The sequence below is a fragment of the Bradyrhizobium sp. RT6a genome, assembly GCF_040547675.1.
GTDB lineage: Bacteria > Pseudomonadota > Alphaproteobacteria > Rhizobiales > Xanthobacteraceae > Bradyrhizobium.
Map to the genome: position 1 here is coordinate 25396 of NZ_JBEPQC010000014.1, position 25091 is coordinate 50486.

At 62.6% G+C, this 25091-nt stretch carries 26 protein-coding genes and 1 tRNA gene; 18 read left to right on the forward strand and 9 right to left on the reverse strand.

Features of this window, described 5'->3' with window-relative positions; genetic code table 11:
- Window positions 1-25 precede the first annotated feature (25 nt).
- The 6 genes from ABIC03_RS37835 (at window position 26) to ABIC03_RS37860 (ending at window position 5114) form a co-directional block, all read left to right on the forward strand.
- Complete coding sequence (locus tag ABIC03_RS37835; RefSeq protein ID WP_354065836.1) at window positions 26-838, forward strand: type IV toxin-antitoxin system AbiEi family antitoxin domain-containing protein; 813 nt, start codon at window positions 26-28, stop codon at window positions 836-838.
- 71 nt (window positions 839-909) lie between these two features.
- Entirely contained in the window at window positions 910-1701 is a 792-nt protein-coding gene (locus ABIC03_RS37840; RefSeq protein ID WP_354065838.1) for a nucleotidyl transferase AbiEii/AbiGii toxin family protein, read from the forward strand.
- Between the two features lie 162 nt (window positions 1702-1863).
- On the forward strand, window positions 1864-2079 hold the full coding sequence (locus tag ABIC03_RS37845) for a hypothetical protein (RefSeq protein ID WP_354065840.1): 216 nt from the start codon (window positions 1864-1866) through the stop codon (window positions 2077-2079).
- Between the two features lie 94 nt (window positions 2080-2173).
- Window positions 2174-3682 carry a caspase family protein gene (locus ABIC03_RS37850; protein ID WP_354065842.1) on the forward strand — a complete coding sequence of 503 codons (1509 nt, stop codon included), beginning with the start codon at window positions 2174-2176 and terminating at the stop codon, window positions 3680-3682.
- Between the two features lie 110 nt (window positions 3683-3792).
- Window positions 3793-4662, forward strand: a complete 870-nt coding sequence (locus ABIC03_RS37855; protein ID WP_354065844.1) for a hypothetical protein — start codon at window positions 3793-3795, stop codon at window positions 4660-4662.
- Window positions 4659-5114, forward strand: a complete 456-nt coding sequence (locus ABIC03_RS37860; RefSeq protein WP_354065846.1) for a hypothetical protein — start codon at window positions 4659-4661, stop codon at window positions 5112-5114. The genes ABIC03_RS37855 and ABIC03_RS37860 overlap by 4 nt, the downstream gene beginning before the upstream one ends.
- Before the next feature lie 36 nt (window positions 5115-5150).
- Here ABIC03_RS37860 and ABIC03_RS37865 read toward each other — a convergent pair whose 3' ends face one another.
- From ABIC03_RS37865 to ABIC03_RS37890, 6 genes are all read right to left on the reverse strand, one after another.
- On the reverse strand, window positions 5151-7904 hold the full coding sequence (locus ABIC03_RS37865; protein ID WP_354065848.1) for an ATP-binding protein: 2754 nt from the start codon (window positions 7902-7904) through the stop codon (window positions 5151-5153).
- Between the two features lie 123 nt (window positions 7905-8027).
- The gene (locus ABIC03_RS37870) at window positions 8028-8774 is read right to left on the reverse strand and encodes a hypothetical protein (RefSeq protein ID WP_354065850.1); all 747 of its coding nucleotides are present in this window, start codon (window positions 8772-8774) and stop codon (window positions 8028-8030) included.
- Between the two features lie 39 nt (window positions 8775-8813).
- Window positions 8814-9839 carry an eCIS core domain-containing protein gene (locus ABIC03_RS37875; protein WP_354065852.1) on the reverse strand — a complete coding sequence of 342 codons (1026 nt, stop codon included), beginning with the start codon at window positions 9837-9839 and terminating at the stop codon, window positions 8814-8816.
- A gap of 77 nt (window positions 9840-9916) precedes the next feature.
- Complete coding sequence (locus ABIC03_RS37880; protein WP_354065854.1) at window positions 9917-10387, reverse strand: MobA/MobL family protein; 471 nt, start codon at window positions 10385-10387, stop codon at window positions 9917-9919.
- A 361-nt stretch (window positions 10388-10748) separates the two neighbouring features.
- Window positions 10749-11054 (reverse strand): hypothetical protein, encoded by a 306-nt coding sequence (locus tag ABIC03_RS37885; RefSeq protein WP_354065856.1) that lies wholly within the window; start codon window positions 11052-11054, stop codon window positions 10749-10751.
- Window positions 11055-11096: 42 nt separating this feature from the next.
- Window positions 11097-11173 (reverse strand) — tRNA-Arg (locus ABIC03_RS37890).
- Here ABIC03_RS37890 and ABIC03_RS37895 point away from each other — a divergent pair.
- Window positions 11164-11616 carry a YbgC/FadM family acyl-CoA thioesterase gene (locus ABIC03_RS37895; RefSeq protein ID WP_354065965.1) on the forward strand — a complete coding sequence of 151 codons (453 nt, stop codon included), beginning with the start codon at window positions 11164-11166 and terminating at the stop codon, window positions 11614-11616. The genes ABIC03_RS37890 and ABIC03_RS37895 overlap by 10 nt on opposite strands.
- A 77-nt stretch (window positions 11617-11693) precedes the next feature.
- The gene (locus ABIC03_RS37900; protein ID WP_354065858.1) at window positions 11694-12161 is read left to right on the forward strand and encodes a nuclear transport factor 2 family protein; all 468 of its coding nucleotides are present in this window, start codon (window positions 11694-11696) and stop codon (window positions 12159-12161) included.
- A gap of 124 nt (window positions 12162-12285) precedes the next feature.
- Here ABIC03_RS37900 and ABIC03_RS37905 read toward each other — a convergent pair whose 3' ends face one another.
- Window positions 12286-13005: a type 1 glutamine amidotransferase gene (locus ABIC03_RS37905; RefSeq protein WP_275169650.1), complete on the reverse strand. Its 720-nt coding sequence runs from the start codon at window positions 13003-13005 to the stop codon at window positions 12286-12288.
- A gap of 17 nt (window positions 13006-13022) precedes the next feature.
- Window positions 13023-13955 carry a LysR family transcriptional regulator gene (locus ABIC03_RS37910; RefSeq protein ID WP_275169649.1) on the reverse strand — a complete coding sequence of 311 codons (933 nt, stop codon included), beginning with the start codon at window positions 13953-13955 and terminating at the stop codon, window positions 13023-13025.
- A 151-nt stretch (window positions 13956-14106) separates the two neighbouring features.
- Here ABIC03_RS37910 and ABIC03_RS37915 point away from each other — a divergent pair, with 151 nt between their 5' ends.
- From ABIC03_RS37915 to ABIC03_RS37955, 9 genes are read left to right on the forward strand one after another with little or no spacing between them, the layout of a single operon-like run.
- Window positions 14107-15063, forward strand: coding sequence for an N-carbamoyl-D-amino-acid hydrolase (locus ABIC03_RS37915; RefSeq protein WP_007596405.1), 957 nt, complete (start codon window positions 14107-14109; stop codon window positions 15061-15063).
- 35 nt (window positions 15064-15098) lie between these two features.
- The gene (locus tag ABIC03_RS37920) at window positions 15099-15923 is read left to right on the forward strand and encodes an ABC transporter substrate-binding protein (RefSeq protein WP_354065861.1); all 825 of its coding nucleotides are present in this window, start codon (window positions 15099-15101) and stop codon (window positions 15921-15923) included.
- On the forward strand, window positions 15920-16777 hold the full coding sequence (locus ABIC03_RS37925) for an amino acid ABC transporter permease (RefSeq protein WP_354065863.1): 858 nt from the start codon (window positions 15920-15922) through the stop codon (window positions 16775-16777). The genes ABIC03_RS37920 and ABIC03_RS37925 overlap by 4 nt, the downstream gene beginning before the upstream one ends.
- The gene (locus ABIC03_RS37930) at window positions 16774-17538 is read left to right on the forward strand and encodes an amino acid ABC transporter ATP-binding protein (RefSeq protein WP_354065865.1); all 765 of its coding nucleotides are present in this window, start codon (window positions 16774-16776) and stop codon (window positions 17536-17538) included. Before ABIC03_RS37925 ends, ABIC03_RS37930 begins: the two co-directional genes overlap by 4 nt.
- Before the next feature lie 15 nt (window positions 17539-17553).
- Entirely contained in the window at window positions 17554-18369 is an 816-nt protein-coding gene (locus tag ABIC03_RS37935; RefSeq protein WP_026232589.1) for an ABC transporter substrate-binding protein, read from the forward strand.
- Window positions 18356-19240 carry a polysaccharide deacetylase family protein gene (locus ABIC03_RS37940; protein ID WP_354065866.1) on the forward strand — a complete coding sequence of 295 codons (885 nt, stop codon included), beginning with the start codon at window positions 18356-18358 and terminating at the stop codon, window positions 19238-19240. Before ABIC03_RS37935 ends, ABIC03_RS37940 begins: the two co-directional genes overlap by 14 nt.
- A gap of 8 nt (window positions 19241-19248) precedes the next feature.
- Entirely contained in the window at window positions 19249-19899 is a 651-nt protein-coding gene (locus ABIC03_RS37945) for an aspartate/glutamate racemase family protein (protein WP_354065868.1), read from the forward strand.
- Between the two features lie 22 nt (window positions 19900-19921).
- Window positions 19922-21505 (forward strand): ABC transporter substrate-binding protein, encoded by a 1584-nt coding sequence (locus ABIC03_RS37950; RefSeq protein ID WP_354065870.1) that lies wholly within the window; start codon window positions 19922-19924, stop codon window positions 21503-21505.
- Entirely contained in the window at window positions 21502-22875 is a 1374-nt protein-coding gene (locus ABIC03_RS37955) for an amidohydrolase family protein (protein WP_354065872.1), read from the forward strand. The genes ABIC03_RS37950 and ABIC03_RS37955 overlap by 4 nt, the downstream gene beginning before the upstream one ends.
- On the opposite strand, the gene ABIC03_RS37960 is transcribed toward ABIC03_RS37955, so the two are convergent.
- Window positions 22865-23779: a LysR substrate-binding domain-containing protein gene (locus ABIC03_RS37960; protein WP_275169640.1), complete on the reverse strand. Its 915-nt coding sequence runs from the start codon at window positions 23777-23779 to the stop codon at window positions 22865-22867. The genes ABIC03_RS37955 and ABIC03_RS37960 overlap by 11 nt on opposite strands.
- 272 nt (window positions 23780-24051) lie before the next feature.
- Between ABIC03_RS37960 and ABIC03_RS37965 the strand changes: the two genes are divergently transcribed.
- Window positions 24052-25086, forward strand: a complete 1035-nt coding sequence (locus tag ABIC03_RS37965) for an ABC transporter substrate-binding protein (RefSeq protein ID WP_354065874.1) — start codon at window positions 24052-24054, stop codon at window positions 25084-25086.
- Window positions 25087-25091 lie beyond the last annotated feature (5 nt).

Below are 25091 nucleotides of genomic sequence, written 5' to 3' on the forward strand. Positions count from 1 at the left end.
ACCTTGGCGCAGAATCGAAGACTTAATGCAACCCCGCCGGCACAAAACGGCCAGCTTCCTGTCGGCTCATCCGGTCTTCACCCGGGCTGAGTTCGCGGCGGCCTTCGGCCATCCGGCGAGCGCGGCCAATGTCACCAGCCTGCTTAGACATCACCTGCGCGCTGGCAACATCAAGCGGGTCAGTCGCGAGGTATTTGCCGCAGTGCCGGCCCACATGGCGGCGGAGCAGATGGTGATCGACCGCTTCGCCGCGGCGAGCAAGCTGCGTCCCGATGGGGTCCTGGGATTTCACTCAGCCCTTGAGCTGCACGGCATAGCCTATTCCGAGTTCAACGAGGTTCAGCTTATCAGCGCCGGACGGACCGAACGCGTGGACCTGCCATTTGGTGCTTGCCGCTTCGTCACGCCGGCGAAGGCGTTGGCGGCGACAGGCAAGGCCAACTACCTGACCGCGACTATGGACCGGCAGGGAGTGACGGTCCGTGTGACGGCGGTCGAACGCACGGTCGTCGATGTCCTGCATCGGCCAGAACTCGCGGGCGGCGGCGAGGAAGTTCTGAAGTCGCTGGATCTGGTGCGCTATCTCGATCCGGCGAAGGTCGCCGACTATGTCGAGCTGCTGGATAATAGGTCGCTCGCCTCGGTTTCCGGCTGGTGGCTCGAGAAGCGGCGCGCCGCGCTCGGCGTCTCCGACGATGTCCTGGCGCGCCTGCGAACACGGCTTCCACGATCAAAGCATTATGCGCTGGGTGCGGAACCCGGTCATGCGGTGCTCGTCGAGCCATGGCGCGTGCTTCTCCCAGCGCAGGCGGTCGACGCCGCCTTTGAAGGCGTTTGATGGTCGCGTCGCGAGAAACGCTTCAGGACATAGCGGCCGAGCGGCAGCTCCAGCCCGCGACGCTGGAGCGTGTGATCCGGCTGATCGACATTCTCGATGCCTTCGGCGCCGACACGCTGATCGGGCCGCGCGTCGCCTTGAAGGGCGGCACGGCACTCAACATCTTTCATTCCGATCTGGACCGCCTCTCTGTCGATATCGACGTCAACTATGTCGGCGCGGTCGACAAGGAACAGATGGATGCCGACCGCCCGGGATTGGAAGACCGGATCGAGCGCTTGATGGAATCGAAAGGGTACGTCGCGCGGCGTGAGCCGTCCGAGCACGCTGGCGGCAAATGGATTTATCGCTACGCCTCTGCGCTGGGCGGCGCGGGGACCATCGAGATCGATATCAATTATCTCTACCGCGGCCCGCTCTACGGCGTGGATCGCATGCCATCGGTGGCAATCGGATCCTACCAGGCCACGAATGTTCCGGTCCTCGATATCCACGAGATCGTCGCCGGCAAGATGGTCGCGCTGATCACGCGGCGCACCGCGCGCGATCTGTTCGACGCCCACCGGATCATCGCCATGCCGTCTCTCGACTGGGCGAAGATCAAGGCGGCCACCTTGATGATCGGTGCGAGCGCCAAGAGCTTCGACTGGCGCATAGCCTCGCCCGAGGCGATCGGATGCGAGGTCGGCGACATTACCGGCAAGCTGACCATGTGCCTGCAGGACCGGTATTTCGACAACTTTGGCGGCCCAGCAGCTTGGATCGAGAGCGTCACGACCGAATGCCGGGAGAAGCTCGCGCCGCTGTTTAAGTTCACAGCGGGGGAGGGCGCATTTTTGGATGCCGTGCTGGACCGGGGGTGAGATCGCCGCGTCTTCTCTAGAGGTGCCAGCAAACGTGCGCGCCTCGATAGAAGCCAGTCCGGCCCTGCGGTGGAAAGCGCAGAATGTCAAAGCTTGGAAATCCGGCGACAAGTTGCTGGCGCCACGTACAAGACGAGCAGCGCGGCCACGTGGAGAGACTAAGTGAATACTGAAGCGGATACCTGTCGAAAATTCGTTTTTCCGCGCCTGCAAACGGCGGGTTGGGAAGGCGCGCCCCACGTTATCAACGAACAACGGACCTTCACCGATGACCTCGATCGCGCGGCGACTGCTGTTCGTGCTTCTTCTTGGAGCGGGAAGGCCATGATTTGGACGCCGTCCGATCCGCCGCCCGTCGGCTCGAGTGTGATTTTTTAGAGGAGGATGCGTGATGGCGCGCAAACCGCGGCGCAAGCAGGGTGGAATTGTCGACGCCAACGATGGGACAGCGCCGCGGTTCTCGCGCGTCGTCGTGGTGATCGTCGCACTTGAGAACTATCGAAAGCCGTCGAATGGCGATGCGCTGCCGTCAGTCGCGTTTGCTCATGCCGACGCGGACGGAATCCGCGACGCGGTGCTGGAGATTTTCAAGCACTTGCCGGCAGGCGATGTCGAGATCGAGGTCATGAAGGACACCGACGCGAGCTTGATCGCGGTCAAGGACCATCTAGCCTACAAGATCCGCACTCTCGACGACGATGCGCTGTTCATTTTTTATTATGCGGGCCACGGCTTCCACGGCGCGGGCGGCAATCGATTGAGCACCTATGACAGCAATCGGGTCAACATCGGCGACACGACGCTGTCGATGCGCGATGCGTTGCTGGAACCGCTGCAAGACAGCGCGTGCAAGCAGGCGCTTATCTTCGTCGACGCCTGCGCAGAGGATTTCCGGAGCGTCGTGCAGTCGCGCGACATCATCGGCAACCTCGATGCGGGCGAAGTCCGGGAGTTCCTTGATAGTGGATGGTATCTCGGCACTTTCCTGTCTTGTTCGCCGGGCGAGAAATCCTATCCGTCGCGCAGGCTGGGTCACGGTATCTGGACGCATTTCCTGTTGGAAGCGCTGCACGGTCGAGCCAAGGACGCACTCACGCGCGATCGCTGGCTGACGGGCGAGGGGCTGCAGAACTATCTGCGCCAGGAAGTGCCTCGGTACATCACCCGCGAAATGTCCATTCCGGGCTCGCAGACGCCGCAGGCGATCCTTTCGTCGTCGAACAGCTTCCGCATCCATTATGTGCCGCGCCCGCCTGCCGTACAGGCCGACGCCGCGCTTGCTGGCATCCGGCTTCGCAATAATGGCGAGTTTCTCGAGGGAACGGAAACGGGCGCGATCCGGAGCCTCAACGGCTTCCAGCGCGGATATCACAAGGTGCCGGACCGGCTTTCCGACTCGGCGGGCGGATGGTGCAATCGCCTTCTGGCCGACACCGTGGCGGAAGAGCTGCAGACGCTCTATCAGCAGACGCGCGAAGTGCTCGGCCTGAAGCGCAAAGACCTCCGGAAGGAGGAGGACACACTCGACGCGCCAGCGTTCCGCTACATTGTCGAGACAGGACAGAATCCGGAGGAGCCGAGCGAATATTACATCACGCGGCGGCTTGAGCTGCGGCAGGGATGGCCGGCGCATCGCGAAGCGCTTGAGCAACTTTTCAACGACGAGTTCCAGCAACTCGTCGTGGAGTTCGAAAGCATGGAGGACTCGTTCGACGATCTCGTCGACCGGCTCGAGGAGATCCGCGACGAAGGGGGCGGCGAGGTCGACGATGACGATCGCCATCAACGGGTGTCCTACAGCCGTGATGGCGCCACCTTCACCTTCGATCTGGCAAAAAGACGCCTAGAAATTCGGTTTGGACGGGTGAGCGCATTGCAGCTCGTCGATGCCGCTCAGCGCTTCCAATTGGGAACGTGTCGCTCGAGTCCGATGCTTGCAACGCCGTCCGGCCGTCGTCCTGCGAATGTCGAGGAGGACTGAGTCTTACCGGCGGCAGATCAAGCGCGTCACGCTTGGTCCCTTACGTCGCCGAACGTCGGGCACTGGGTTGGGCCGTGTGGAGCCGAGCGTCACCGAGCATCGGGGAATTTATGGAAGTCTATTGCAACGGCACCGCGCGCATCCGGCACAAGGATACTGGCGTCGTCTACGACATCGAGAGCGATGAGCTCGAGTGGGATGCGGTCGGCGGTGGTGAACGGCAGATGGGGCCCGAAATCCACTATGAAGCTGTTTTGCAGCATCCGCGGCTAGGCCAGCTGACCTGGGGTCTCTGGGAATATCCAGTCGGCATCGAGAACTATAGCGATACTCAAGTGGGCGGACACGAGGTCGTCGAGGATTTCGATTACGGCCTCAAACATGAGCCGCCTGAACCCGACGAGTGGCTTGACTATGATGTTCCGGCAAATCCGTTCACGATCTTCATGGACTCCTATCGTCAGACCGGCGACCTCCTTGCGGACCACGGCAAGGAAGATGGCCGTCACCTCGTCAACCGTTTGATGTTCTCGCACCAAGTAACAGCGCTGGAGGCCTACCTCGGAGATACGCTTTTGAACGCGGTGGCTGGTGACGCGGAAGCGATGCAACGGCTGATCGATGGCGATGATGAGCTCGCCAAGGAGAAATTCACGCTCGCCGAAATTCGCAAGGAGTCGAACCTGGTTGAGCGCAAGGTTCGTGAGCGTCTGCGGGGGATTCTATACCACAACCTCGCCAAGGTGGACGTTCTCTACAATATCGCGCTTGGCGTCCGCATCCTGAACCTGACGCCGAACAAGGCGGAGCTGTTCACGGCGGTCAAGCTGCGCCATGACTGCGTCCACCGGAACGGATTCGACAAGGACGGAAATGAGCTGACCCTGTTCACGAAGGCGTTTGTCAGCGAGACGGCGGACTTGGTCCGTGGCTTCGTCGAGAGCATCGAAAATGCTTTGCGCGCACGGAGTTCGTCGTGACGCAGGACCTCACTCCGCAGGAGGCAATGAAGCGCCTTGAGCAGCACTTTGGTTCTCGCGAAGGAATGCTCACCCACACACTAACAATGCTGTCGACGTCAGGTCAGCCAACCGACGTTACATTCTACCGGCGGAAGCCCATTTTGGACGTTCGCGTCAGCACAAAGCTTGGAGCGGCTCGACTCTACGGGCTCGAAAGTCGGCTTCCGCGGCTGTTGAAGCGCATCGAATTCTCGAATGGCACTGTCGTTGGTCTCGACGAGATATGGACTGTAAATCCGATGCCAATGGAGGGCTTCTCGCCGGAAGAATTGGCCGCTGTCGATCTTACGCAAGGCGAGGAGCGCATGGGACCTGGCGGGGAGACTCTCCGGAAGATGATCCGCAAGACCTACCACTGCAAGAGCCGCAGGGAGGTCGATCACTTCTTGCGCCGATGGATCGCGTCCTAGCCGCGCCAGACCTGTGGCGTATCCCTGTAAGCATCCTCATTTTCGGCTTGTTGGCTCGCCGAGCTGAGGCGGCATCTGCCACTGTGGTGGCGGAGGATACAGCTTCAAATGAGCGATAAGTGCGCGTTGGTTCTGCAGCTCCGTTTGGCCACGCGGATCAAGGCCACTCTCATACGGCAGTAAGCGAGCCATCTCGGACTCGGCTTCGTCAAACGCCCCGCAGTAGGCAAGGACGACAGCATATTGGCTGCGCACCGGAATGACGCGACCCGCCAGTTTCAAAACCATTATTGTAGGCATTAGGTTTCGCTCGATGACGTCACGCGCGCCGATATAGTCGCTTCTACCGATGTAGTCGTCGACGAGCTCCTGTCCGACCCTGACGAATGAATCCAGGGATTGCGCCATTGAATAGAACTTTAATGCATGAATGTGGGCCAGTCCCGGATGGTTTCCGGTTGCCTTGATCGCCTTTGCTTGGAGATCAAGAGAGTCGGCGAGGTGCTTGAGGTCGTCCGTGTGTCTGTTTCCGCCTTTCAAAAGTGGGAAAATCTTGTCCGGGTTTTTTCCCATTACGTCGCCCAACGTAAGCCCCAGCAAGTCATAGTATTCGACGATCAGGTCGAGCGTGGCAGTTACGCACTCCTCCATCATTTCGAGCTCGAACAGCGCATGGGCGTAGTTATATTTTGCGACTCGAAGGTGCTGCGGCGTCTGCGGCAGCACGCTGCTCAACTCGCTCATCGTCTTCTTGACCGTGGCAACGTCCTTGGCGCGAGCGGCGAAGACCATCCGCTTCATACCCACCGCAAGACGTTCCGAGAGCCCCAGATCGTGCCCGCGCACAAGCTCATCCATTCGATCGAGTTTGCCTTGAATGTCGGCCTCGTCACCGTCCTTGAAGTGAGCGAAAATCAGACCGTCCAGCGCCCAGAATCGATCCTCTGCGGAGATTTCCTCCGACGTAGCGGCCCGGGTCAGATAGTCCGAAATCTCGTCCATGTAACCCAGCTCATGAAAGATCTCGTCAGTCGCCATCTCGACAAGCGGCTTCACGTTTCCAAGCGCCACGAACATCCGAAGCAACAAGAATACCCGCGGGCGGTCGTGGTCTTTGGGAAGCGCGACCATGAGAAGGTCGCGGATCGCTGCTTGCGCTTTCTTCAGCACTTCGGCGCCGCCTTCATCAAGGTGGGCGCGGCCGAGCGGCCGCATAGCGTCATGGACTTTGAAGCGGTCGACACCGAAAATTTGGATCGCCCCACTCAGGCGCAATCGTCGAAACGCCGCGGCAGCAGCGGGCGGTTCCAGTCCGAACGTTAGCTTCAACACACCGCTGGCTTCGGGTTGGGTGAGAGGAACATCGCTGAGACTCAGAGCGGCGACAGCACGCCGCTCATTGTCGCTAAAGCTTTCGAACACATCAGCCAGGATTAGCTCCTGAGCTGTCTCAACTACGTGCGTGCGTTCTTCGAGGGCGGCGCAGAGCCGGGCGACTTCACCATCGTAGTTCTCGGCCGCGATCTTCAACGCGTTTTGGGTATACAGTGGCAGGCCACCTGTGAGCTTCAATAGTCGCTCGTAACTCGAGTAGTCGCCTCGGCATCCGAGCGACGATCCTTCGGCTGCAGCAGTTTCGTTGGTCCAGCCGAGAAGTGGCTCGGCGTGCACAGCGAGCGCGGCCTCGAGGCGGGCGACCGAAGCGCTCGGTTGCGCCAACAGAACGAAATGAAGAAGCGGGGATGCTTTGATGAGCGACACTAGATCGGTGGCTGGTACACGGTGCGCGTTATCTAAAACGATCGTCGCCGTGAGATTACTTTCTGTAAGGTGACGGCCGATCGCGAAGAGGATCTCAGTTCCGGTCGCGCCCGGCAAAAGGATTTCTCCAAGTTTCCCGCTGCTGGAGCCGAAAAGGCGGGCGGCGAGCTGTCGGGCGATTGTGCTAGCCAATGCAGGTCCCGAAATGTCCGCGACGTCGTAGTATGCGAGCCTATCGCTGGTATGCAGAGCCGTTTGAGAGACCCATGAGGTTTTGCCGGCGCCGGAAAAGCCGATAACCAGCCGCACGTGCTGGACCGTTACCAGCGGCGGCTCCTTGTCCTGGGGCCGGTATCGAATCGGCGGCGCCGGGAAGTCCTGCAGCTGAATGACCAACTGCTCGAAGAGCGTTGGAAGGTCCTCGACCGCGAAGGTGTGATTGGCGTTTGGTTCGACGCCCGCTGCGGCCGTCATGATCCGGCCAGCGAGCTTCCAGACGAGCGTCTCCGGAGCCAAGATTGAAAAAGGCAAAGTGTCCGCCGTCGCTCGGCACGCATCAAAACCGTCGGAGACGCCGTTCCATGGCGCGGGCAGTGCTTTGTTCGTCGTGGTAGAACCAGGCCACATCAGTGCGACGTCCGAAGGGCAGGCCGAGCTCTTCAGCCGCTGAGACAGCTCCGGCCCGGGAGCGCTATTTGAAACGACTACGAACTCGCAGACGCCGCTTCGCCGTCCCTCGGCATGCTCGGTGCGTATTGCATCGAAACGCGTGAGGGCGCCTTCGATGTCGCTGAAAACGAGGTGCGATGCACGTGTCTTGACCTGGACGTAGATGCGCTTGTCAGGGAGCACCAGCTCAACATCCTCATCGCTTTCGACGACGATGTGAGTCAGACCAGCGGTGGCCGCTTGGAAGAGACACGCAACGGTATAGATGTGCTGATAGAGGAAGCCGCGATGAACAGCTTCGATTCTGGCGATCTGGCGACTGTCTATGTTGAACGTCTCGACGGCTGGCGTGTGTATCATCTGTTCGCCGCCTCAGCAATGTGATTGTAAATAAGTGTCCAAGATTGAACCCTCCATCGCTTGGTAGATCAATAGCTTGGCTCGCCGATCAGCGTCGTGACCCCGCGCCGATCAACAGTCCGGCTAAGGAGGGGGCGCTGCCTTGGGCGGTTGAGGCGGAGGCAGTTGTGGCGGAGTCTGCGGCTGCGGCAATGGCAAGACATTCGGAAGCGTTGGCTTGCCTGTGTATGCGCGCACGATCTTTGTTGCGGGGTCGAAGGAAAAGCGACCCCACAAGGTTCGAATGCCGCACTCCGGCTGGAACGGACTGAGTCCATACCCCGGCAAAGGGACAGGGTTCGCCTGCGCAAGCATCGTCATTGCATATTCGCGAAGCAACGGAATGTCCTTATCCGTAATCGCATCCGGTATTTGACCGCGCGAAATCGGATACAGGGCCATGATCTCCGGACGAGGAGGAGGCTTATTGGGATCCAACGCAAGCTTGAAATCGACTACGCGATTGAGAAAGGCAGCGCCGCTCTCCTGGAGCGGTAGAATTGGAAACCCTGAAAATTCAGGATAATACGAGTTCGGTTGTCTGAGCTGGTTTCTCATCTCCGCAACTGACGGTGCGGTCAAAATGATTTCCCGAATCCTGAGTTCACGCTGAAACAGTTCTCGTTGTATTCTGGTGTTACGCTCGATCTCATCCTCCGCGTCTTTCCGGCACTGCTGGTAGGAGGTCAGATATGAGCCTCCCGCGGTAACCACGCACAAGGTCAGGAACCAAAGGAAGAAGCCACTGTTGAGGATGGACACCAGCCTGCTTTTCTTCGGTTTGTCGAGCGCGGCGAGAACGCGCTTCTTGAAGATGACGTCGCTTATCATCGAGATCCTTTTCCGGGTACGCTTACTCAAATCAGACGCTCAGTTGCAGACATACCCATAGGCTTGACCTCCCGTTGGACAGAATGCGGGACATGCGGCAATTTGCACAGCTTGGCTTGCACACCTCGGCTCAGGCGCGGCCAACGGGGGAGTCGGGCCCCAACAACCACAAGCAGTCATTGCGAACCCCGGTGGGAACCCCACTGGCGCCGACGCGGCGATGTTCTGTGGAGGGGGGATCACAGAGCCGGTCACAGGACCGGCGGGCGTACCACACCAGCACGCGGTGCCGACGGGCGCTGATCCGGGCAGGCCACACATACCAAGAACCGTGCCGCAGGCGTTCGAGACACCTGCTCCGGCGAATGGAGCTACCGGGCGGTTGATCAGGTTTGCGTCGACGGGTCCGTTGGCGATCCCGACCTGGCTAGTATTGCGCGTTGCTACCCACGCGGCATAGCGGGTTTCGGCTTCATAGGCTGGCCGTTCGACATCGGAGTAGCTGCGGAGATACCGAACGGCGAAATCGTGAATGCCCCAGCTCTGATACTGGCCTACATGGGTCAGTTCATGCGCCCAGAGAGTTGGATTGTACAACGCATCGTTCTGTTCCTTGAACACCACAACATAGTCCAATGTAATAGCGGCGGCTTCCCCATAGCGTGTCGCGTTGACTTGCAGGGTTAGGTCGCCTCCGCCACCCACCCGATAGCGGACGGCATTAAGAACGTTATCAGGGATGAATCCCGTCAGGTTCGAGCGGATGTCTGGAGGAATGGGGCTAACACCATTGCGTAAGGCGTCGTCGCGCGAACGCGCAATGAGTTCGATGAGAGCTGGGGCTCCAGCTTGGACGAACGCCTCGTTGACCGTGTGGGTCGCGCCCTCTTCGATCGCCTTGTAGGGTGGAATGGCATTCTTGATTTGCCGGTGGGCGTCATCAAGTGCCGTCCCAACACCTGGCGCGACATTATTGATGAGGTCGCCGATGAGGCCGCCGGCATGAGAGGGGACGATGCTCGCAAGAACCAGGATGGCTGTTGTGCATTTTATCGGAAATCTCATGAAAAACTCTCCCGTCAAATTACTGACTGACGCAAAACTAGCGCTCACGCTCCCTGTCCGCTCGGGCGGTGCCTGATCTACGTTGGAACACCTCTGAAGAAAGATGCTCCGACCTGATCTTGAGCTGACGCTTTTTGGTGGCTCTGCGAACGTACGACCCAAGGAGCGATAGAAGTTGCCGGCGCCTTTCCGAAAGTCAGCGTGCCCCGCGCGAAGAGGTAGCCAAGCACCCAAAACGCCATAGCAAGGCTAAGCAAGAATTCTCGCGGCAGCGAGAATTCGATCTCCCTGGCGAGACGGGCGTCCTTCCGCTTCTCGGCCGCCTCGACCGCGTTCCAGAGTTTGGCCCGGTCGGACATCCAGGCCGGCGCATTCGGCGGCAGCCGGATTTCGCTGAACACCACGTCACGTTTTCCGGCGAAGGCACTGTCCTTTTCTTCAGCCTCGTTCGGCAGGGTTTCTCCGGCCCGATACGCCGCGGCTGCGGCGACGGCCGACCGGCCGTCCCGCCGGCTGTTGTTCTTGACGTGCAGGTGATAGATGGCCACGGACGGTTCACTCGGCACGGTTGAAGCGCGCCCCCTCTTGGGGCGCGCCGGGTTCAGGGGTTCCCCTGGCGCACTCGCCGGTATTCTCCGATGCGTCCTTGCGCGTCGGTAGAAAACCGAGCGACGCGTCGCCGCCACCTCCAAAAACCAATGCGTACATGTTGGCGGCGATGCGTAAGTGCGCTGTTATATTGAAATACTGGCACACTTCCTGGTTGTTTGGCCAGCCGGTTCCCGCCACGGATCTCGATGCGCGGCACCGGCGTGACCTTCCGACCATCATCGCGGGTGATTTCAATGAAGCCGCAAGCATTCGCTAGCTTACCGGACGGCAGTCGCTGAAAGGGCGCAGCGTGCTCTATCACCAGCTTGGGCCATTGCTGGCGAAGGGCCCGGATACACCTGGACGGTCAATAACCCGCACGCCTGCGCCGGCATGGAGCAGATTGTGCGGCAACCGCGTCATCGCGGCCGCTTCGATTATGTTTTCATCGGAAGCTGGGACGCTCATCCCAAGGCCCGCGCGCTGGTCGAAGCTGCGCACCTTGCCTTCGACAGGCCAGTCGAGGGTGTTTGGCTGAGCGATCACTTTGGCCTCATCGTGGACCTTCAGGTCAGCGCCGATCGCCCAAATTGACGCCGATGTCGATGCCGCAATCTGTGACATCTACACCGATGTGGCCGACCTTCGGAACGGACTCAAGTGAAGTGGCACACCCGACACGATTCGAACGTGTGGCCTTCGCCTTCGGAGGGCGACGTTCTATCCAGCTGAGCTGCGGGCGCAATGCTCAGCCGTCCAGCGACCCAATGAAAGCAACCCGCTAGGCGTCTGTTGCGACATCGTCAAACCAGTGTTTTCCGGCATCGTCTATCACGCCAACTATCTGCGCTTCATGGAGCGTGGACGGACCAATCATCTGCGACTGATGGGCGCCGAGCAGCAGGCATTGTTCGAGCAGGCCGAGGCGGAAGACGCAAGCTTCGCCTTCGTGGTGCGTTCGATGCATCTCGATTTCCTCAAGCCCGCGCGGATGGACGACGTGCTCGACGTCGTGACTTGGCCGGTCGCGGTGAAGGGCGCCTCCATCATGCTGGCGCAGGAGGTGCGGCGGGCCGAGAACGTGCTGGTGAAAGCCGAGGTGCGTGTCGCCTTCATCAGCGGTGGCCGCGCCCAGCCGATCCCGAAGTCGATCCGCGCCTTGATGAAGGCTGATCTGATTTCGTGATCGGGCGATAGCGGACGACCTCTCGACTCCCGCGCGCGCGGCGATAGATTGCACTTCCGCCAACAGATGAGGCCATCATGTCGCGCCCGCCGCTTCCGCCCTTCACCCGTGAGACCGCAGCGCAAAAGGCCCGCATGGCCGAGGATGCCTGGAATTCGCGCGACCCGGTGCGCGTCTCGCTGGCCTATACCGAGGACAGCCGCTGGCGCAATCGCTCCGAGGTTTTTCAGGGGCGCGAAGCCATCGTCGCGTTCCTCACCCGCAAATGGGAGAAGGAGCACGACTACCGCCTGATCAAGGACCTCTGGGCGTTCGACGAAAACCGCATCGCCGTGCGCTTCCAGTACGAATGGCACGATGCGAGCGGCCAGTGGTATCGCTCCTACGGCAACGAGCAGTGGGAGTTCGACGAGCACGGCCTGATGCGGCGGCGCGAGGCCTCGATCAACGACGTCGTGATTGCGGAGAAGGACCGGCGGTTTCACTGGCCAGCGCCCGGGCCGAGGCCTGCGGATGTGGTGGGGTTGGGGACGGATCCGTTCTGAGCCTTGCAAACAACTCTCTCCCCTCATGGTGAGGAGCCGCGAAGCGGCGTCTCGAACCATGCAGGCCCGGATTGCTGCAGCATCCGGGCCTCTATCCTTCGAGACGCGCGCGAGCGCGCGCTCCTCAGGATGAGGGGATGGATTTGTGCGCCAAAAATCTCGTAATCGCGCCACCAAGCTTGGCGTGATCCATCGGCTTCGCCAGTGACTCCCTCGCAGTGGCAACGACCGCGTCCGGCGCCTTGCCGACGCGCAGCTCGCAGCACACTTGCGCAAACTCAACGTCGAATTCCGGATGCGGCTGCAGGGTGAGCGTCGCGCCGTTGGCGTAGAGCAAGCCGGCATGCGGGGTGAAATCGGAGGAGAGGATCGTCAGCGCATCGTTCGGCGGCTCAATCACCTGGTCCTGATGCGAGCAGGCGATGGCGACCACTCCGCCGTCAACGACGCCGTTGTCCGGCAGCACCTGATAGACGTGCCGGCCGATGCCCCAGCCCTTCTCCGACTTGCGCACGGTGCCTCCGAGCGCCTGCGCGATCAATTGATGACCGAAGCAGACGCCGACCATCGGTGTCCTGTTGGCGTAGGCCTTGCGCACGAAATCTTCCAGCGGCGCGATCCAGTCGAGCCCGTCATAGACGCCGGCGGCCGCGCCGGTGATCAGCACGGCCTCCAAATTGCTCGGGTCGGGAAGCGCATCGCCGCTCGGAATGCTGACGATGTCGATCGTCGCTGTCGGATCCTCGGCGCGGACCATGCGCTCGAACATGTCCGGGAACGAACCGTGGCGCTCGCGATATTTTTGTGGGACCTGCCCGGTCTCGATGATGGTGATGCGTGCCATGTGCCCTCGGGTAAAGGTCAAGCCTGGTCGCTTCCTGCCCCATGTTGCTGGTGTGGCACTGCGCGCTCCAGCAGCGCACTCTCTTTCCGGACCTCGTCGAGAAACGCCTTGGCCAGGCGCGACAGCGGCTCGGCTTCCGACCATAGCATATAGGCGACCGCGTGCGTCGTCGGCGCGAACGGCCGCACGACGAGGCCGGTCCCGCCGTTCTGCCGCGGCGAGAAGGGATCGACCACCGCGGCGCCCACGCCGGCGGCGGCGAGCACGCAGGCCGTGTTGCAGTAGCGTACCTCGACAGTCGGCTGGAACGGCGCGCCGGCGCGGGCGAAACTGTCACGCACAGCTTCACCGAGTCGCGTGCCGCGCTCGAGCCCGATGAAGGGCAGGCCGGACAGATCCGCGGCCGAGATCACCGGCCGGTCGGCGAGCGGGTGCTGCGGCGGCAGCACGCACACCATCTCGCCGGTGTGCACCACCTCATGGGCGATGCCCGGATGATGTGTCAGCCCGAGCGCGAAGCCGAGCTCGGCGACGCGGTTGAGCACACCTTCGATGATGCCCTCATAGCGCCGCACGTCGAAGAACACCCGCGTTTCCGGGCGGCGGCGCAGAAAGCCTGACAGCGCCGAGGGGATGATGCTGTAGGCGAGCGGCGGCGTCGCGACCAGCGCGAGATGCCCGGAGCGGTTCTCGCGCAGATCGCGCACGCGGCTCTCGAGCTTTGCGTGCAACGCGAAGATAGCTTCGCTCTCCTTGTAGAGCGCCATCGCTTCCGTGGTCGGAAACAGCCGGTTGTTGACGCGTTCGAACAGCGCAAAACCCGCCTGCGCCTCCATCGTCTTCAGCGCATTGCTGACTGCAGGCTGCGACAGCGCCAGTTCGTCGGCGGCCGCAACCGTGGTGCGGTGGCGGATGACGGCGCGGAGAATCTCGAGCTGGCGCAGGTTCATATCACTGCCGATTATACTCTGGGCCAAAACATCATAGCAGAACGAATTGATTTTGCAGCCCCGCTTCCGCGTAATGGCAGCGGATTTGCACGTCGCATCAAAGGGTTCATCCGCCCATTGAGGCGCCACTGCGCACAGATTGGAGGCAATCTTGGTTCGTGTCCTTCGCGCCGCCGCCGCACAGATGGGGCCGACGCAAAAAGCCGATACGCGCGAGCATACGCTGTCGCGGATGCTTGCGCTGCTGGAGGAGGCCGCCGGCCGCGGCGCCAGCCTTGTGGTGTTTCCCGAGCTTGCCTTCACCACATTCTTTCCCCGCTGGCTGCTCGAAGGCGAGGCGCTCGACCATTATTTCGAACGCGGCATGCCGAACCCGAACGTCGCCGCCTTGTTCGACCGTGCGCGTGCGCTGCGCGTCGGCTTCTATGTCGGCTATGCCGAACTGACGCCGGATGGACGCCGCTACAATTGCGCCATCCTGGTCGATCGCGACGGCGAGCTGCTCGGCCGGTATCGTAAGGTGCATCTGCCGGGCTCGGTCGAGCCGCGACAAGGTGCGCGCTACCAACAGCTCGAGAAGCGCTACTTCGAATATGGCGACCTCGGTTTTCCGGCCTTCCGCTCCGGATCGGCCTGGGCCCACGCCATCATGGGCATGATGATCTGCAACGATCGCCGCTGGCCGGAATCCTGGCGCGTGCTTGGCCTGCAGGGCGTCGAGCTCGTCTGCATCGGTTACAATTCGGCGGCCTATGATCCCAATGGCGGCAGCACGGAAGATGCCTCCTTGCGCACCTTCCACTCCACGCTGGTGACGCAGGCCAACGCCTACATGAACGCGACCTGGGCGATCTCGGTGGCGAAGGCAGGCGAGGAGGACGGCTCCGGGCTGATCGGCGGCTCCTGCATCGTCGATCCCAATGGCCGCATTGTCGCGCAGGCCGCAACGCTGACTGACGAGGTGATCGTCGCCGACATCGATCTCGATCTCTGCCGCCAGGGCAAGGATAAGATGTTCAACTTCGCTGCGCACCGGCGGCCGGAGCAATACAGGGTGATCACCGAACGCGCCGGCGTGATCGAACCCGCGGTTCTCGACGCAGACTGACAGGACGTTCCAACAACGTTGGCAAAGGAGCCGATATGACACGCTTCTCGTATTTCTTCGGAATCGCAGCGTTGGCGGCCGTGACGTCCGCGCGGGCGGCGGAGCTTCCGGCGGAGATCAAGCAGGCGGGCGCGTTGAAGCTCACGGTCAACTCCACTTACGCGCCGATGGAATACCGCGATCCTGCGACGAATGAGCTGGTCGGGCTCGACGTCGATCTGGCGAACGAGCTCGCCAAGCGGCTCGGCGTGAAGATCGTCTGGAGCGAGACGCCGTTCGCCGAGTTGATCCCCTCGCTCCAGACCAAGCGCGCCGATTTCATCATCTCCGGTATCTCCGATCGCGCCTCGCGGCGCGAGACCGCGGATTTCGTCGATTACCTCGGGACCGGCCCGCAGTTCTTCGTGATGGCGGAGAACGAAGCCAAGGCTGCGACAGATCTCTGCGGCAGGAAGGTCGGGACCACCCGCAGCACCAGCTTTCCGGTCGAGATCGAGAAGTGGAGCAAGCAGAATTGCGAGCCGGCCGGGAAGCCGGCGATCCAGTACGTGCCGGGCGAGAACTCGATCGACGTTCGCAACCAGCTCAAGCAGGGCCGCATCGACGCCGCCGTGCAGGGCAGCGAGACGCTGCCTTATGCGCAGACGCAAGAATCCGGCAAATACCGCGTGATCGGCGAGCCCTTTGCCAAAGGATATCAGGGCATCATGTTCCGCAAGGACGATGCGGCGCTTCGTGAGGTGGTGACCGAGAAGCTCAGCGCGATGATCGCCGACGGTTCCTACAAGGCTGTCCTCGACAAATGGGGTCTCGGCGCCAACGCGGTCGCCCAGCCCATGCTGAACGCAGCGCCGCAATGAAGACGGCACCGGCACTCGCGGAGGGTTTTCCCGATCTGTCGGGAATGCGGATCGCGCGCAAGCCGCATTGGTTTCGCTGGATCAGCGCAGCGCTGATAGTTGCTGTGCTTGCATTGATCGTTCGCGCCTTTGCCAGCGGCCAGATCGAATGGTCCTATGTCAGCCGCTTCCTGACCGTAAAGGTGATCCTGGAAGGCATCGTCAACACCATGGTGATGGCGGTGCTGGCGATGGCGCTCGGCATCTTCCTCGGCGTGGTGGTCGCGATCATGCGGCTTTCGCCCAATCCGGTGCTGAAGACCGTCGCAGCTGGCTACACCTGGTTTTTCCGCGGCACACCGCTGATCCTGCAACTGCTGCTGTGGTTCAATCTCGCGCTGGTGTTTCCGACCATCGGCATTCCCGGCCTTTGGAGCGCGCGCGCCGTCGACGTCATGACGCCGTTCCTTGCCGCGCTGCTTGGGCTCGGCATCAACCAGGGCGCCTATACGTCGGAAGTGATGCGCGCCGGCATGCTGTCGGTCGATATCGGGCAATATGAGGCGGCGCAGGCGATCGGCATGGGACGCTTGCGAGCGCTGCGCCGCATCGTCTTGCCGCAGGCGATGCGGGTGGTGATCCCGCCGCTCGGCAACGAGTTCATCGGCATGGTGAAGGCGACCTCGCTCGCCAGCGTCATCCAGTATCCGGAACTGCTGCACAACGCCGAAAACATCTACTACGCCAATTCGCGCGTGATCGAACTCCTGATCGTGGCCGGGCTCTGGTACCTCCTCGTCGTCTCGGTCCTGACGCCGCTCCAGATGCTGCTCGAGCGCCGTTTTGCGCGTGGCACATTGCGGCTCGCACGATGACAAAACCCCTCGTCGCGATCCGCTCCGTCAGCAAGAGTTTTGGCGAGTTTCAGGCTCTCAAAAATGTCTCGCTCGACATCCGGCCCGGCGAGGTGATGTGTCTGATCGGAGCTTCCGGTTCCGGCAAGACCACACTGCTCCGCTGCATCAACCAGCTCGCCGCGATCGACAGTGGCGGCATCTGGCTCGATGGCGAGCTCTTGGGCGTGCGCGAGCAGGGCGGGCGGCTGCATCGCCTCACCGAGCGCGAAATCGGGCGGCAGCGGCTGAAAACCGGCATGGTGTTCCAGCGCTTCAACCTGTTTCCGCACAAGACCGCGCTCGAAAACATCACCGAAGGTCCGCTCCAGGTGCAGGGCCGAAAACCCGACGAGGTGCGTGCGGAGGCGATCGAGCTGCTGCGGCGCGTCGGATTGTCGGCCAAAGCGGACTCGTATCCCGCCCAGCTCTCCGGCGGCCAGCAGCAGCGGGTCGCGATTGCCCGCGCGCTTGCCATGAAGCCGATGCTGTTGCTGTTCGACGAGCCGACCAGCGCGCTCGATCCCGAGCTCGTCGGCGAGGTCTTGGCGGTCATGAAGGAGCTGGCGCGGAGCGGCATGACCATGATGGTCGTGACGCACGAACTCGGCTTCGCGCGCGAGGTCGCCGACCGCGTCGTCTACATGGACCAGGGCGCGATCGTCGAGCAGGGGCGTGCATCCGATGTCTTGGGCGCGCCGCGCGAGGAGCGTACCAAGGCATTTCTTTCGGCAGTGATCTAGCATGGGGGCGTATCGATGAAGAGACTTCTGGTTACGGCGGCACTCGTTGGCGCCATGAGCGCTCCGGTCATGGCAGTCGAGCTGCCGGCGGAGATCGCCAAGCGCGGCAGCATCAAGGTCGCGCTGGTGCCGAACTATCCACCGATGGAGTTCCGAGATCCCGCCACCAACGCGTTGTCCGGTTTTGACATCGATCTCGGCGAGGCCATCGGCCGCAAGCTCGGCGTCAAGATCGAATGGCAGGAGACCAGCTTTGCCGAGTTCATGCCGTCGATCTCGACCGGGCGGGTGGACGCCATCCTGTCCGGCTTCACGGACTATGCCAGCCGCCACGAGATCGCGTCTTTCGTCGATTATTTGCGCAGCGGTCCGCAGTTCTTCGTGCAGCAGTCGCGCAAGGCGGAGTTCAAGGACGCAGCCGCGCTCTGCGGCAAGAAGGTCGGCGCCAGCCGCCGTACCATGTTCCCGGCGCAGATCGCGGCCTGGAGCGAGAAGAATTGCGGCACCAATCCGATCCAGTTCGTCGGCACCGACGGCTCGGCCGACGCCCGCACCCAGCTCAGGCAGGGCCGCATCGATGCCGCCGCCCAGGGCAACGAGACGCTGCCCTACATCATGGACCTCGAGCCCGGCACCTATGCGACTGTGGGCGAGCCCATCGCGCAGCAATTCACCGGCATCGCTCTGCCGGTCAAGGAAAAGGCGCTGCAGCAAGCCATGTTGGAGGCGGTCGATGCGCTGATCGCGGACGGCACCTATCGTACGCTGCTTGCCAAGTGGAAACTGACCGACAACGCACTCGAAAAGGCGACCATCAATGCTGGACAGTAAGGCGCTCCAGAGCATTCCGCTCGTTCCGGCCAACACCGCGGATCCTGCGCCGGAATACCCCTGGCCGAAGCCGTACAACTCGGCGATGTTCCTGTCGTTCGACGTCGACGCGGAGAGCGCCTGGACCAGCAAGGACGCGTTGCACGCGCAGCGGCTCATCACCATGAGCTATGGCGGCTATGAGGCGCGCGTCGGCACGCCGAAACTCCTGGAGCTGCTCGACCAGCTTGATCTCAAGGCGACCTTCTTCGTCACGGGATGGTCGGTCGACGCGCATCCGGCGATGGCCGAGTCCATTCTCAAGGCCGGCCACGAGATCGGCCACCACGGCTATCACCATCTCCTTCCGGATCCCGGCGATCCCTGGATCGAGGAGGAGCTGGAGCGCGGCTTTGATGCGCTCAAGCGCCGGCTTGGCGTCAAGCCGACCGGCTATCGCGCGCCTTACGGCGAGTTCACCGAGGAGCTGCGAGTGGCGCTGGTGCGCCACGGCATCGTCTACACCTCCTCGTTTCGCGACGACGTGCGGCCCTATCGGCATCGTCTCGCCGACGGCAAGCCCGGCACGATCGAGCTGCCGGTGACCGCAAGCTATGACGACTGGATGCACGGCCTGTCCGCGCGCTTCAGTCCGCGCTCGATTTTCCCGAAGGAGCATGTGCTTTCGATCTGGAAGGACGAGCTCGACGAAGTCCGCGACTGGGGCGCGATGGTGACGACCGTGCTGCATCCGCAATGCAGCGGCCGACCGATGCGGCTGCGCCTGCTGCGTGAGTTCCTGACTTACGCAAAGTCGTGCCCGGATGTCTGGATCACGACCGGCGAGAAGATCGCGGCCAACTTCCTGCGCCACGAGGCCGGCAAAAATTGAGCTAGGTCATGACCCGCATCCTTGTCATCAACCCCAACTCCTCCGCGTCGGTGACTGCGGCGATCGATGACGCGGTCGCGCCGCTGCGCATCGCCGGCGGGCCTGAAATCGAGGTCGTCGGCCTTGCCGAGGGGCCGCCCGGCATCAGCTCGCAGCGCGATGCCGACAGCGTTGTGATGCCGCTGGTCAACCGCGTCACGCGCGACGATGCGGATGCTTTCGTGCTCGCCTGCTTCAGCGATCCCGGCCTGCATGCGGTGCGCGAGGCCGCTGGCGGGCGCCCGGTGATGGGCATCGCCGAGTGCGGCATCTTTCGCGCGCTGATGCTGGGTGAACGTTTTGGAATTATCGCGCTGTCGCCGTCGAGCATCCGCCGTCAGCAGCGGATGGTGCGATTGATGGGCGTCGATAGCCGCTATGCCGGCAGCTGGTCGGTCGGCGCGAGCGCGGCGGAGACGGCAGGCGCGGACATCCGGGGACGATTGATCGAAGCCGGCCGCGCGCTGGTCTCGCAATGCCGTGCCGATGTCGTGGTGATGGGATGCGCCGGCATGGCCTCGCATCGCGCGGCGATTGCGGATGCCATCGGCGTTCCCGTGGTCGAGCCGGCGCAGCAGGCGGTGGCCGCTGCGATCGGTGCCGTCTTGCTGAACACGTAAGATCCTTCAGGAGCCTCTTGTAATGCCCCTCTCTCGCCGTTCGCTCCTCAAGGCCGCAGCCGCTGTGCCGGCGCTGTCATTCCCGGGCATCCTGCGCGCCGAATCCCAGACCACGCTGCGCTTCATTCCCGTCATCGACCTCGCCTTCGTCGATCCCATCTATTCGACGGCACAGGTGTCGCGAAACCATGGCTTCATGGTCTACGACACGCTCTATGGCATCAGCTCTTCGCTCCAGGTCTCGCCGCAGATGCTGTCGGGCCATGTCGTCTCCGGTGATGGGCTGCAATGGGACCTCAGCTTGCGCGACGGCCTGTTCTGGCACGACGGCGAGCGCGTGCTTGCCCGCGACTGCGTCGCGAGCATCCGCCGCTGGGCCGCACGCGACGGCTTTGGCGGTGAGCTGATGGAGGCGACTGACGAACTGTCGGCCACTGACGACCGCACCATCCGCTTCCGCCTCAAGCGTCCGTTCCCGCTACTGCCGCAGGCGCTCGGCAAGGCCGCGATCAATGCGTGCTTCATGATGCCGGAGCGGTTGGCGAGCCAGGATCCGTTCAAGCCCCTGACCGAAGTGATCGGCAGCGGTCCGTTCCGCTATCTCGCCGACGAGCGCGTGCAGGGTGCGCGCAATGCCTATGCCAGGTTCGAGCGCTATCAGCCGCGCAGCGACGGCAAGCCGGATTGGACCGCGGGTCCGAAGATCGTGCATTACGATCGGGTGGTCTGGACCACCACGCCGGATGCCGGTACCGGCGTCGCCGCGCTGCAGACCGGCGAGCAGGACTGGCAGGAGACCACGCCGCACGACCTGCTGCCGATCATCAAGGCTGCCGGCGACATCGAGACGCGCATCCTCGATCCCCGGGGTTATGCCTGCATGCTGCGCCTCAATCATCTTCAGCCGCCGTTCGACAACCCTGCCGTTCGCCGCGCGCTCCTGGGGGCGATCGATCAATCCGCCTTCATGACCGCGGTGGCCGGTACCGATCCGAACTTCCAGGTCTCCCCGATCGGCTATTTCGCGCCGAATACGCCGATGGCGAGCGAGGTCGGCCTCGACGTGTTCCGCGGCCCGCGTGACTACGCCAAGGTGAAGGCCGATCTCAAGGCCGCGGGCTACAATGGTGAGAAGATCGTGGTGCTCGTGCCCACCAACTCGCTGGCGCAGAAGCCGCTTGGCGAGATCGCCGTCGACTCCTTGCGCAAGGCGGGCATGAACGTCGAATATGCCGGGCTCGATTTCGCCGTGGTGTTGCAGCGCCAGCTCAAGAAAGATCCGCTTCCGCAGGGCGGCTGGAGCGCCGCAGTGGGCAACTGGCAGGGCATCGACTGGCTCAATCCGGCCGGCAACACCAACATCCGGGGTGAGGGCAAGGTCGCCGGCTGGTATGCGAGCGAGAAGATGGGAGCCTTGCGCAGCCAATGGCTCGCGGCCTCCGAGCTCGCGGAGCAGCAGCGCATCTGCCGTGAGATCCAGGCGGTGGCCTTCCAGGAAATCCCCTATATTCCGATCGGCCTGTACAAGCAGCCGACCGCCTATCGCAAAGCCATCACCGGCATTCTCGACGGCACCGCCGTCTTCTGGAACGTACGCCCCGCATGAGCACCTCAGCAATTTTCGGCAGCTATGTGCTGTCACGCAAGGACGGCGCGCAGGACGTGTTGCGCGACCACTGGGTGCTGATCGAAGGCAAGACGATCGCCGCGGTCACGCGCGATAAGCCGCGCGCGGACGAGGTGCATGACCGCCCCGGCCGTTTCGTTCTGCCCGGCCTCCTCAACCTACACAATCACTGCTTCTCGGAAGCGGTGGCGCGCAGCCACACCGAGGACGGCAATGGCCGCAAGAACAACCAGAGCATCGTCTACACGGTGCTTTTGCCGCTGACCAAGCGCGGCGCTGATATCTTGTCGGCGGAAGAGCGCATGGCGGTCGCGCGGCTCGGCATTCTTCAACTCCTGAAGGGCGGCGCCACCACGGTGATGGAGCCGTTCCGCAATTCGATCCCGGAGATGTTCGGCGCGGCGGAAGAGATGGGCATCCGCTTCTACGGTGCGCCCTATCTGTTCTCGACGTCCGACGCCAAGGCCGGTCCCGACGGCGTGGTTCGCTACTCCGGCGATGACGGCACCGCCGACATGGCGACCTGGGATTCGCTCTACCAGCGCTGGAACAATCGCGGCGACGGCCGCATCGGCCTTGCGATGAGCCCACACGCCACCGACACCTGCGGCCCCGATTTGTTGAAGGCCTGTGCCGCGCGGGCGCGCGAGCTTGGCGTGCCCATCACGATGCATATGGCGCAGAGCCGCGCCGAGGTCGAAACCATCGGCAAGCGCTATGGCGGCCGCACGCCGGCGCAATATCTCGACTGGCTCGGCCTGCTGGCGCCCGATCTGATGGCGGCGCACTGCATGTTCAGCACCGACGACGATCTCAGGCTGATGGCCGCGCGCGGCATGACGGTTCTCAACTGCCCGCGCGTGTTCGCGCGCGCCGGCGTCACCGCCGCGTTCAGCCGGTTTGCGGAGCACGGCGTTCGCACCGTGGTCGGCACCGACGGCTACAACATGGACCTGCTCGGCGAGCTCAATGCCGCCTCGTTGATCTCCAAGATCACCTCAGCGCGCGCCGATGTCGCGAACTCGCCCGAGTTGATCGAGGCGAACACGGCGATCGCCGCCGATGTCATCAAGCGACCTGACCTCGGCCGCATCGAGCCCGGCGCGACCGCCGACCTCACCATCGTCGATCTCACCCATCCGCATCTTCAGCCGCTGTTCGACCCGCGCCGCGCGCTGATCGCGCTCGCCAATCGCGCCAATATCGATCAGGTCATGGTCGACGGCCGTATGCTGGTCGATGCCGGCCGCTATCTTGGCGCCGACGAAGCGGCGATCACGGCGGCGGGGACGGCTGCGATCGGCAAGATCTGGGACCTGCCGGAGGCGCAGGCGGCGTTCAACGGCTGAGAGCTGCCTCCTCGAATTCCGCGAGCGACTTGCGCATGGTCTCGACCAGATCCAGCGCCACCGGCGAGGGGCTGCGCTGCGCCGGAAAGACCGCCGAGAATTCGAAATCGATGCGCGGCAGAAAGCGGCGCACGACGACGCCGCGGGTGGAAAATTCCTGCGCGGTGAAGGGATCGCAGATCGCGACCCCGAGCCCCGACGACACCATGCCGCACATGATCTCGGACAGCGCGGTCTCCACCCGCAGCACGCGGCGGACATCGTGACGGTGGAATATCTGATCGACGAGATGACGGCTCGACGAGCCCGCTGATAACGAGATGAAGGTCTCGCCCTCGAAGTCGTGCGGCTCCAAAACTTCCTTTTCCGCGAGGCGATGACCTGTCGGCAGCACGGCAACGCGCGCCGGCGCCGGCAGCTTCTGGCTCGGAAGGCCGGAATGCGCGATCGGCACCTCGGCAAAGCCGATGTCGCATTGATTGTTCAGCACCCAGTCGACCACGATCGGCGAGATCACACCGAAGAAGGCGAGGTTGAGGTTGGGCCGCTCTTTCAGAAAATGCCCGGCCAGTCGGGGCAGATAGCCATTCGACAGCGCTGGAAGTGCTGCGATCCGCAGTGAGCCGGTGCGGCGGCCGCGTATTTCCTCGGCTGCCGCGGTGATGCGTTCGAGGCCGACGAAGGAGCGCTCGACTTCGGTGTAGAGTGCCATTGCCGCAGCGGTCGGCACCAGGCCGGTGCCGCGCCGTTCGAACAACTCCATCTTCAACAGCGCCTGGAGGTCGCGCAGCAACCGGCTGACCGCCGGCTGCGTCACGGTCATCAGCGCCGCCGCCTCGGTCACGCTGCCGGTCAGCATCGTCGCTCGGAAGGCCTCCACCTGCCGCGAATTGATCCGCGCCATCCCGATTTCCATTCATAACATTTCGGCATGCAGAGGCTGCCATTATTCATTGGACGATGGAAGCCAGAGTTTGCGATCTTTTTCATCAGAGCTGGAGACGGCCCGCTTTTTCGGCAGATTGGAGGGGTTCAAACCTCCGGATCGCGCCAAAACCCGTCCACCAGGGGCCGGAGCCCTGGTCGGAGAGGGATTTGCGCGGAAGGAAATGCGGAAGGTTCAGCCAACGAGACTCGTCGGCACGTCACCTCATCCCGGTATGGAGATCGGACCACATGAAGACTTTTCGCCTTCTGACAGCGGTCAGCATCGCGGCTCTCATCGCCGCCCCGTCGGTCGCCACGGCCCAGCAAAAGACGCTCTATGTCGCCGGCTATGGCGGCTCGTTCGAAAAGACCATCCGCGACGAGGTGATCCCGACCTTCGAGAAGGAGAACGGCGTCAAGGTCGAGTACGTCGCCGGCAACTCCACCGACACGCTGGCAAAGCTACAGGCGCAAAAGGGCAACCAGCAGATCGACGTCGCCATCGTCGACGACGGCCCGATGTACCAGGCGATCCAGCTCGGCTTCTGCGGCAAGCTCGACGGACTGCCGGCCGATCTCTACGACACCGCGCGCTTCAAGGACGATCACGCGGTCGCAATCGGCATCGTCGCGACCGGCCTGATGTACAACACCAAGGTGTTTGCAGAGAAGGGCTGGGCGCCGCCGAGCTCCTGGAACGATTTGAAGGACACGAAATACGCCAAGCAGCTCGTGATCCCGCCGATCAACAACACCTATGGCCTCGAAGCGCTGGTGATGCTGTCGAAGATGAACGGCGGCGGCGAGTCCAATGTCGATTCCGGCTTCAAGATCTTCAAGGAGCAGATCAATCCGAACGTGCTCGCCTATGAGCCGTCGCCGGGCAAGATGACCGAGCTGTTCCAGTCCGGCCAGGCCGTGATCGCGGTGTGGGGCACGGGCCGCGTGCAGAGCTTTGCCAATACCGGCTTCCCCGTCGACTTCGTCTATCCCAAGGAAGGCGCCGCGACATTGCTGACCACCGCCTGTCCCATCACCAAGCCGAATGTCTCGCCGCTCGCGGCGAGCTTCATCAAGAAGCTGCTCGACCCGAAAACCCAGCTGGTTTTGCTGAAGGACTATGGCTATGGCCCAGTGCTGAAATCGCTGGTGATCCCGCCCGAGCTCGGCAAGATGGCGCCGATCGGCGAGCGTGCCGCAAAGCTGTACAATCCGGACTGGACCGTCATCAACGAGAAGCGCGAGGAATGGACCAAGCGCTGGAATCGCGAGGTCGAGCGCTGATCGGT

Bases quoted from the DNA above. Each gene is read 5' to 3' on its own strand.
- ABIC03_RS37935 (WP_026232589.1), top strand. From the start codon at position 17,554: ATGAAGAGACTTCTGGTTACGGCGGCACTCGTTGGCGCCATGAGCGCT.
- ABIC03_RS37955 (WP_354065872.1), top strand. From the start codon at position 21,502: ATGAGCACCTCAGCAATTTTCGGCAGCTATGTGCTGTCACGCAAGGAC.
- ABIC03_RS37965 (WP_354065874.1), top strand. From the start codon at position 24,052: ATGAAGACTTTTCGCCTTCTGACAGCGGTCAGCATCGCGGCTCTCATC.
- ABIC03_RS37910 (WP_275169649.1), bottom strand. From the start codon at position 13,955: ATGAACCTGCGCCAGCTCGAGATTCTCCGCGCCGTCATCCGCCACCGC.
- ABIC03_RS37885 (WP_354065856.1), bottom strand. From the start codon at position 11,054: ATGTCACAGATTGCGGCATCGACATCGGCGTCAATTTGGGCGATCGGC.
- ABIC03_RS37855 (WP_354065844.1), top strand. From the start codon at position 3,793: ATGGAAGTCTATTGCAACGGCACCGCGCGCATCCGGCACAAGGATACT.
- ABIC03_RS37865 (WP_354065848.1), bottom strand. From the start codon at position 7,904: ATGATACACACGCCAGCCGTCGAGACGTTCAACATAGACAGTCGCCAG.
- ABIC03_RS37945 (WP_354065868.1), top strand. From the start codon at position 19,249: ATGACCCGCATCCTTGTCATCAACCCCAACTCCTCCGCGTCGGTGACT.
- ABIC03_RS37900 (WP_354065858.1), top strand. From the start codon at position 11,694: ATGTCGCGCCCGCCGCTTCCGCCCTTCACCCGTGAGACCGCAGCGCAA.
- ABIC03_RS37870 (WP_354065850.1), bottom strand. From the start codon at position 8,774: ATGATAAGCGACGTCATCTTCAAGAAGCGCGTTCTCGCCGCGCTCGAC.
- ABIC03_RS37905 (WP_275169650.1), bottom strand. From the start codon at position 13,005: ATGGCACGCATCACCATCATCGAGACCGGGCAGGTCCCACAAAAATAT.
- ABIC03_RS37930 (WP_354065865.1), top strand. From the start codon at position 16,774: ATGACAAAACCCCTCGTCGCGATCCGCTCCGTCAGCAAGAGTTTTGGC.
- ABIC03_RS37835 (WP_354065836.1), top strand. From the start codon at position 26: ATGCAACCCCGCCGGCACAAAACGGCCAGCTTCCTGTCGGCTCATCCG.
- ABIC03_RS37920 (WP_354065861.1), top strand. From the start codon at position 15,099: ATGACACGCTTCTCGTATTTCTTCGGAATCGCAGCGTTGGCGGCCGTG.
- ABIC03_RS37875 (WP_354065852.1), bottom strand. From the start codon at position 9,839: ATGAGATTTCCGATAAAATGCACAACAGCCATCCTGGTTCTTGCGAGC.
- ABIC03_RS37940 (WP_354065866.1), top strand. From the start codon at position 18,356: ATGCTGGACAGTAAGGCGCTCCAGAGCATTCCGCTCGTTCCGGCCAAC.
- ABIC03_RS37925 (WP_354065863.1), top strand. From the start codon at position 15,920: ATGAAGACGGCACCGGCACTCGCGGAGGGTTTTCCCGATCTGTCGGGA.
- ABIC03_RS37960 (WP_275169640.1), bottom strand. From the start codon at position 23,779: ATGGCGCGGATCAATTCGCGGCAGGTGGAGGCCTTCCGAGCGACGATG.
- ABIC03_RS37950 (WP_354065870.1), top strand. From the start codon at position 19,922: ATGCCCCTCTCTCGCCGTTCGCTCCTCAAGGCCGCAGCCGCTGTGCCG.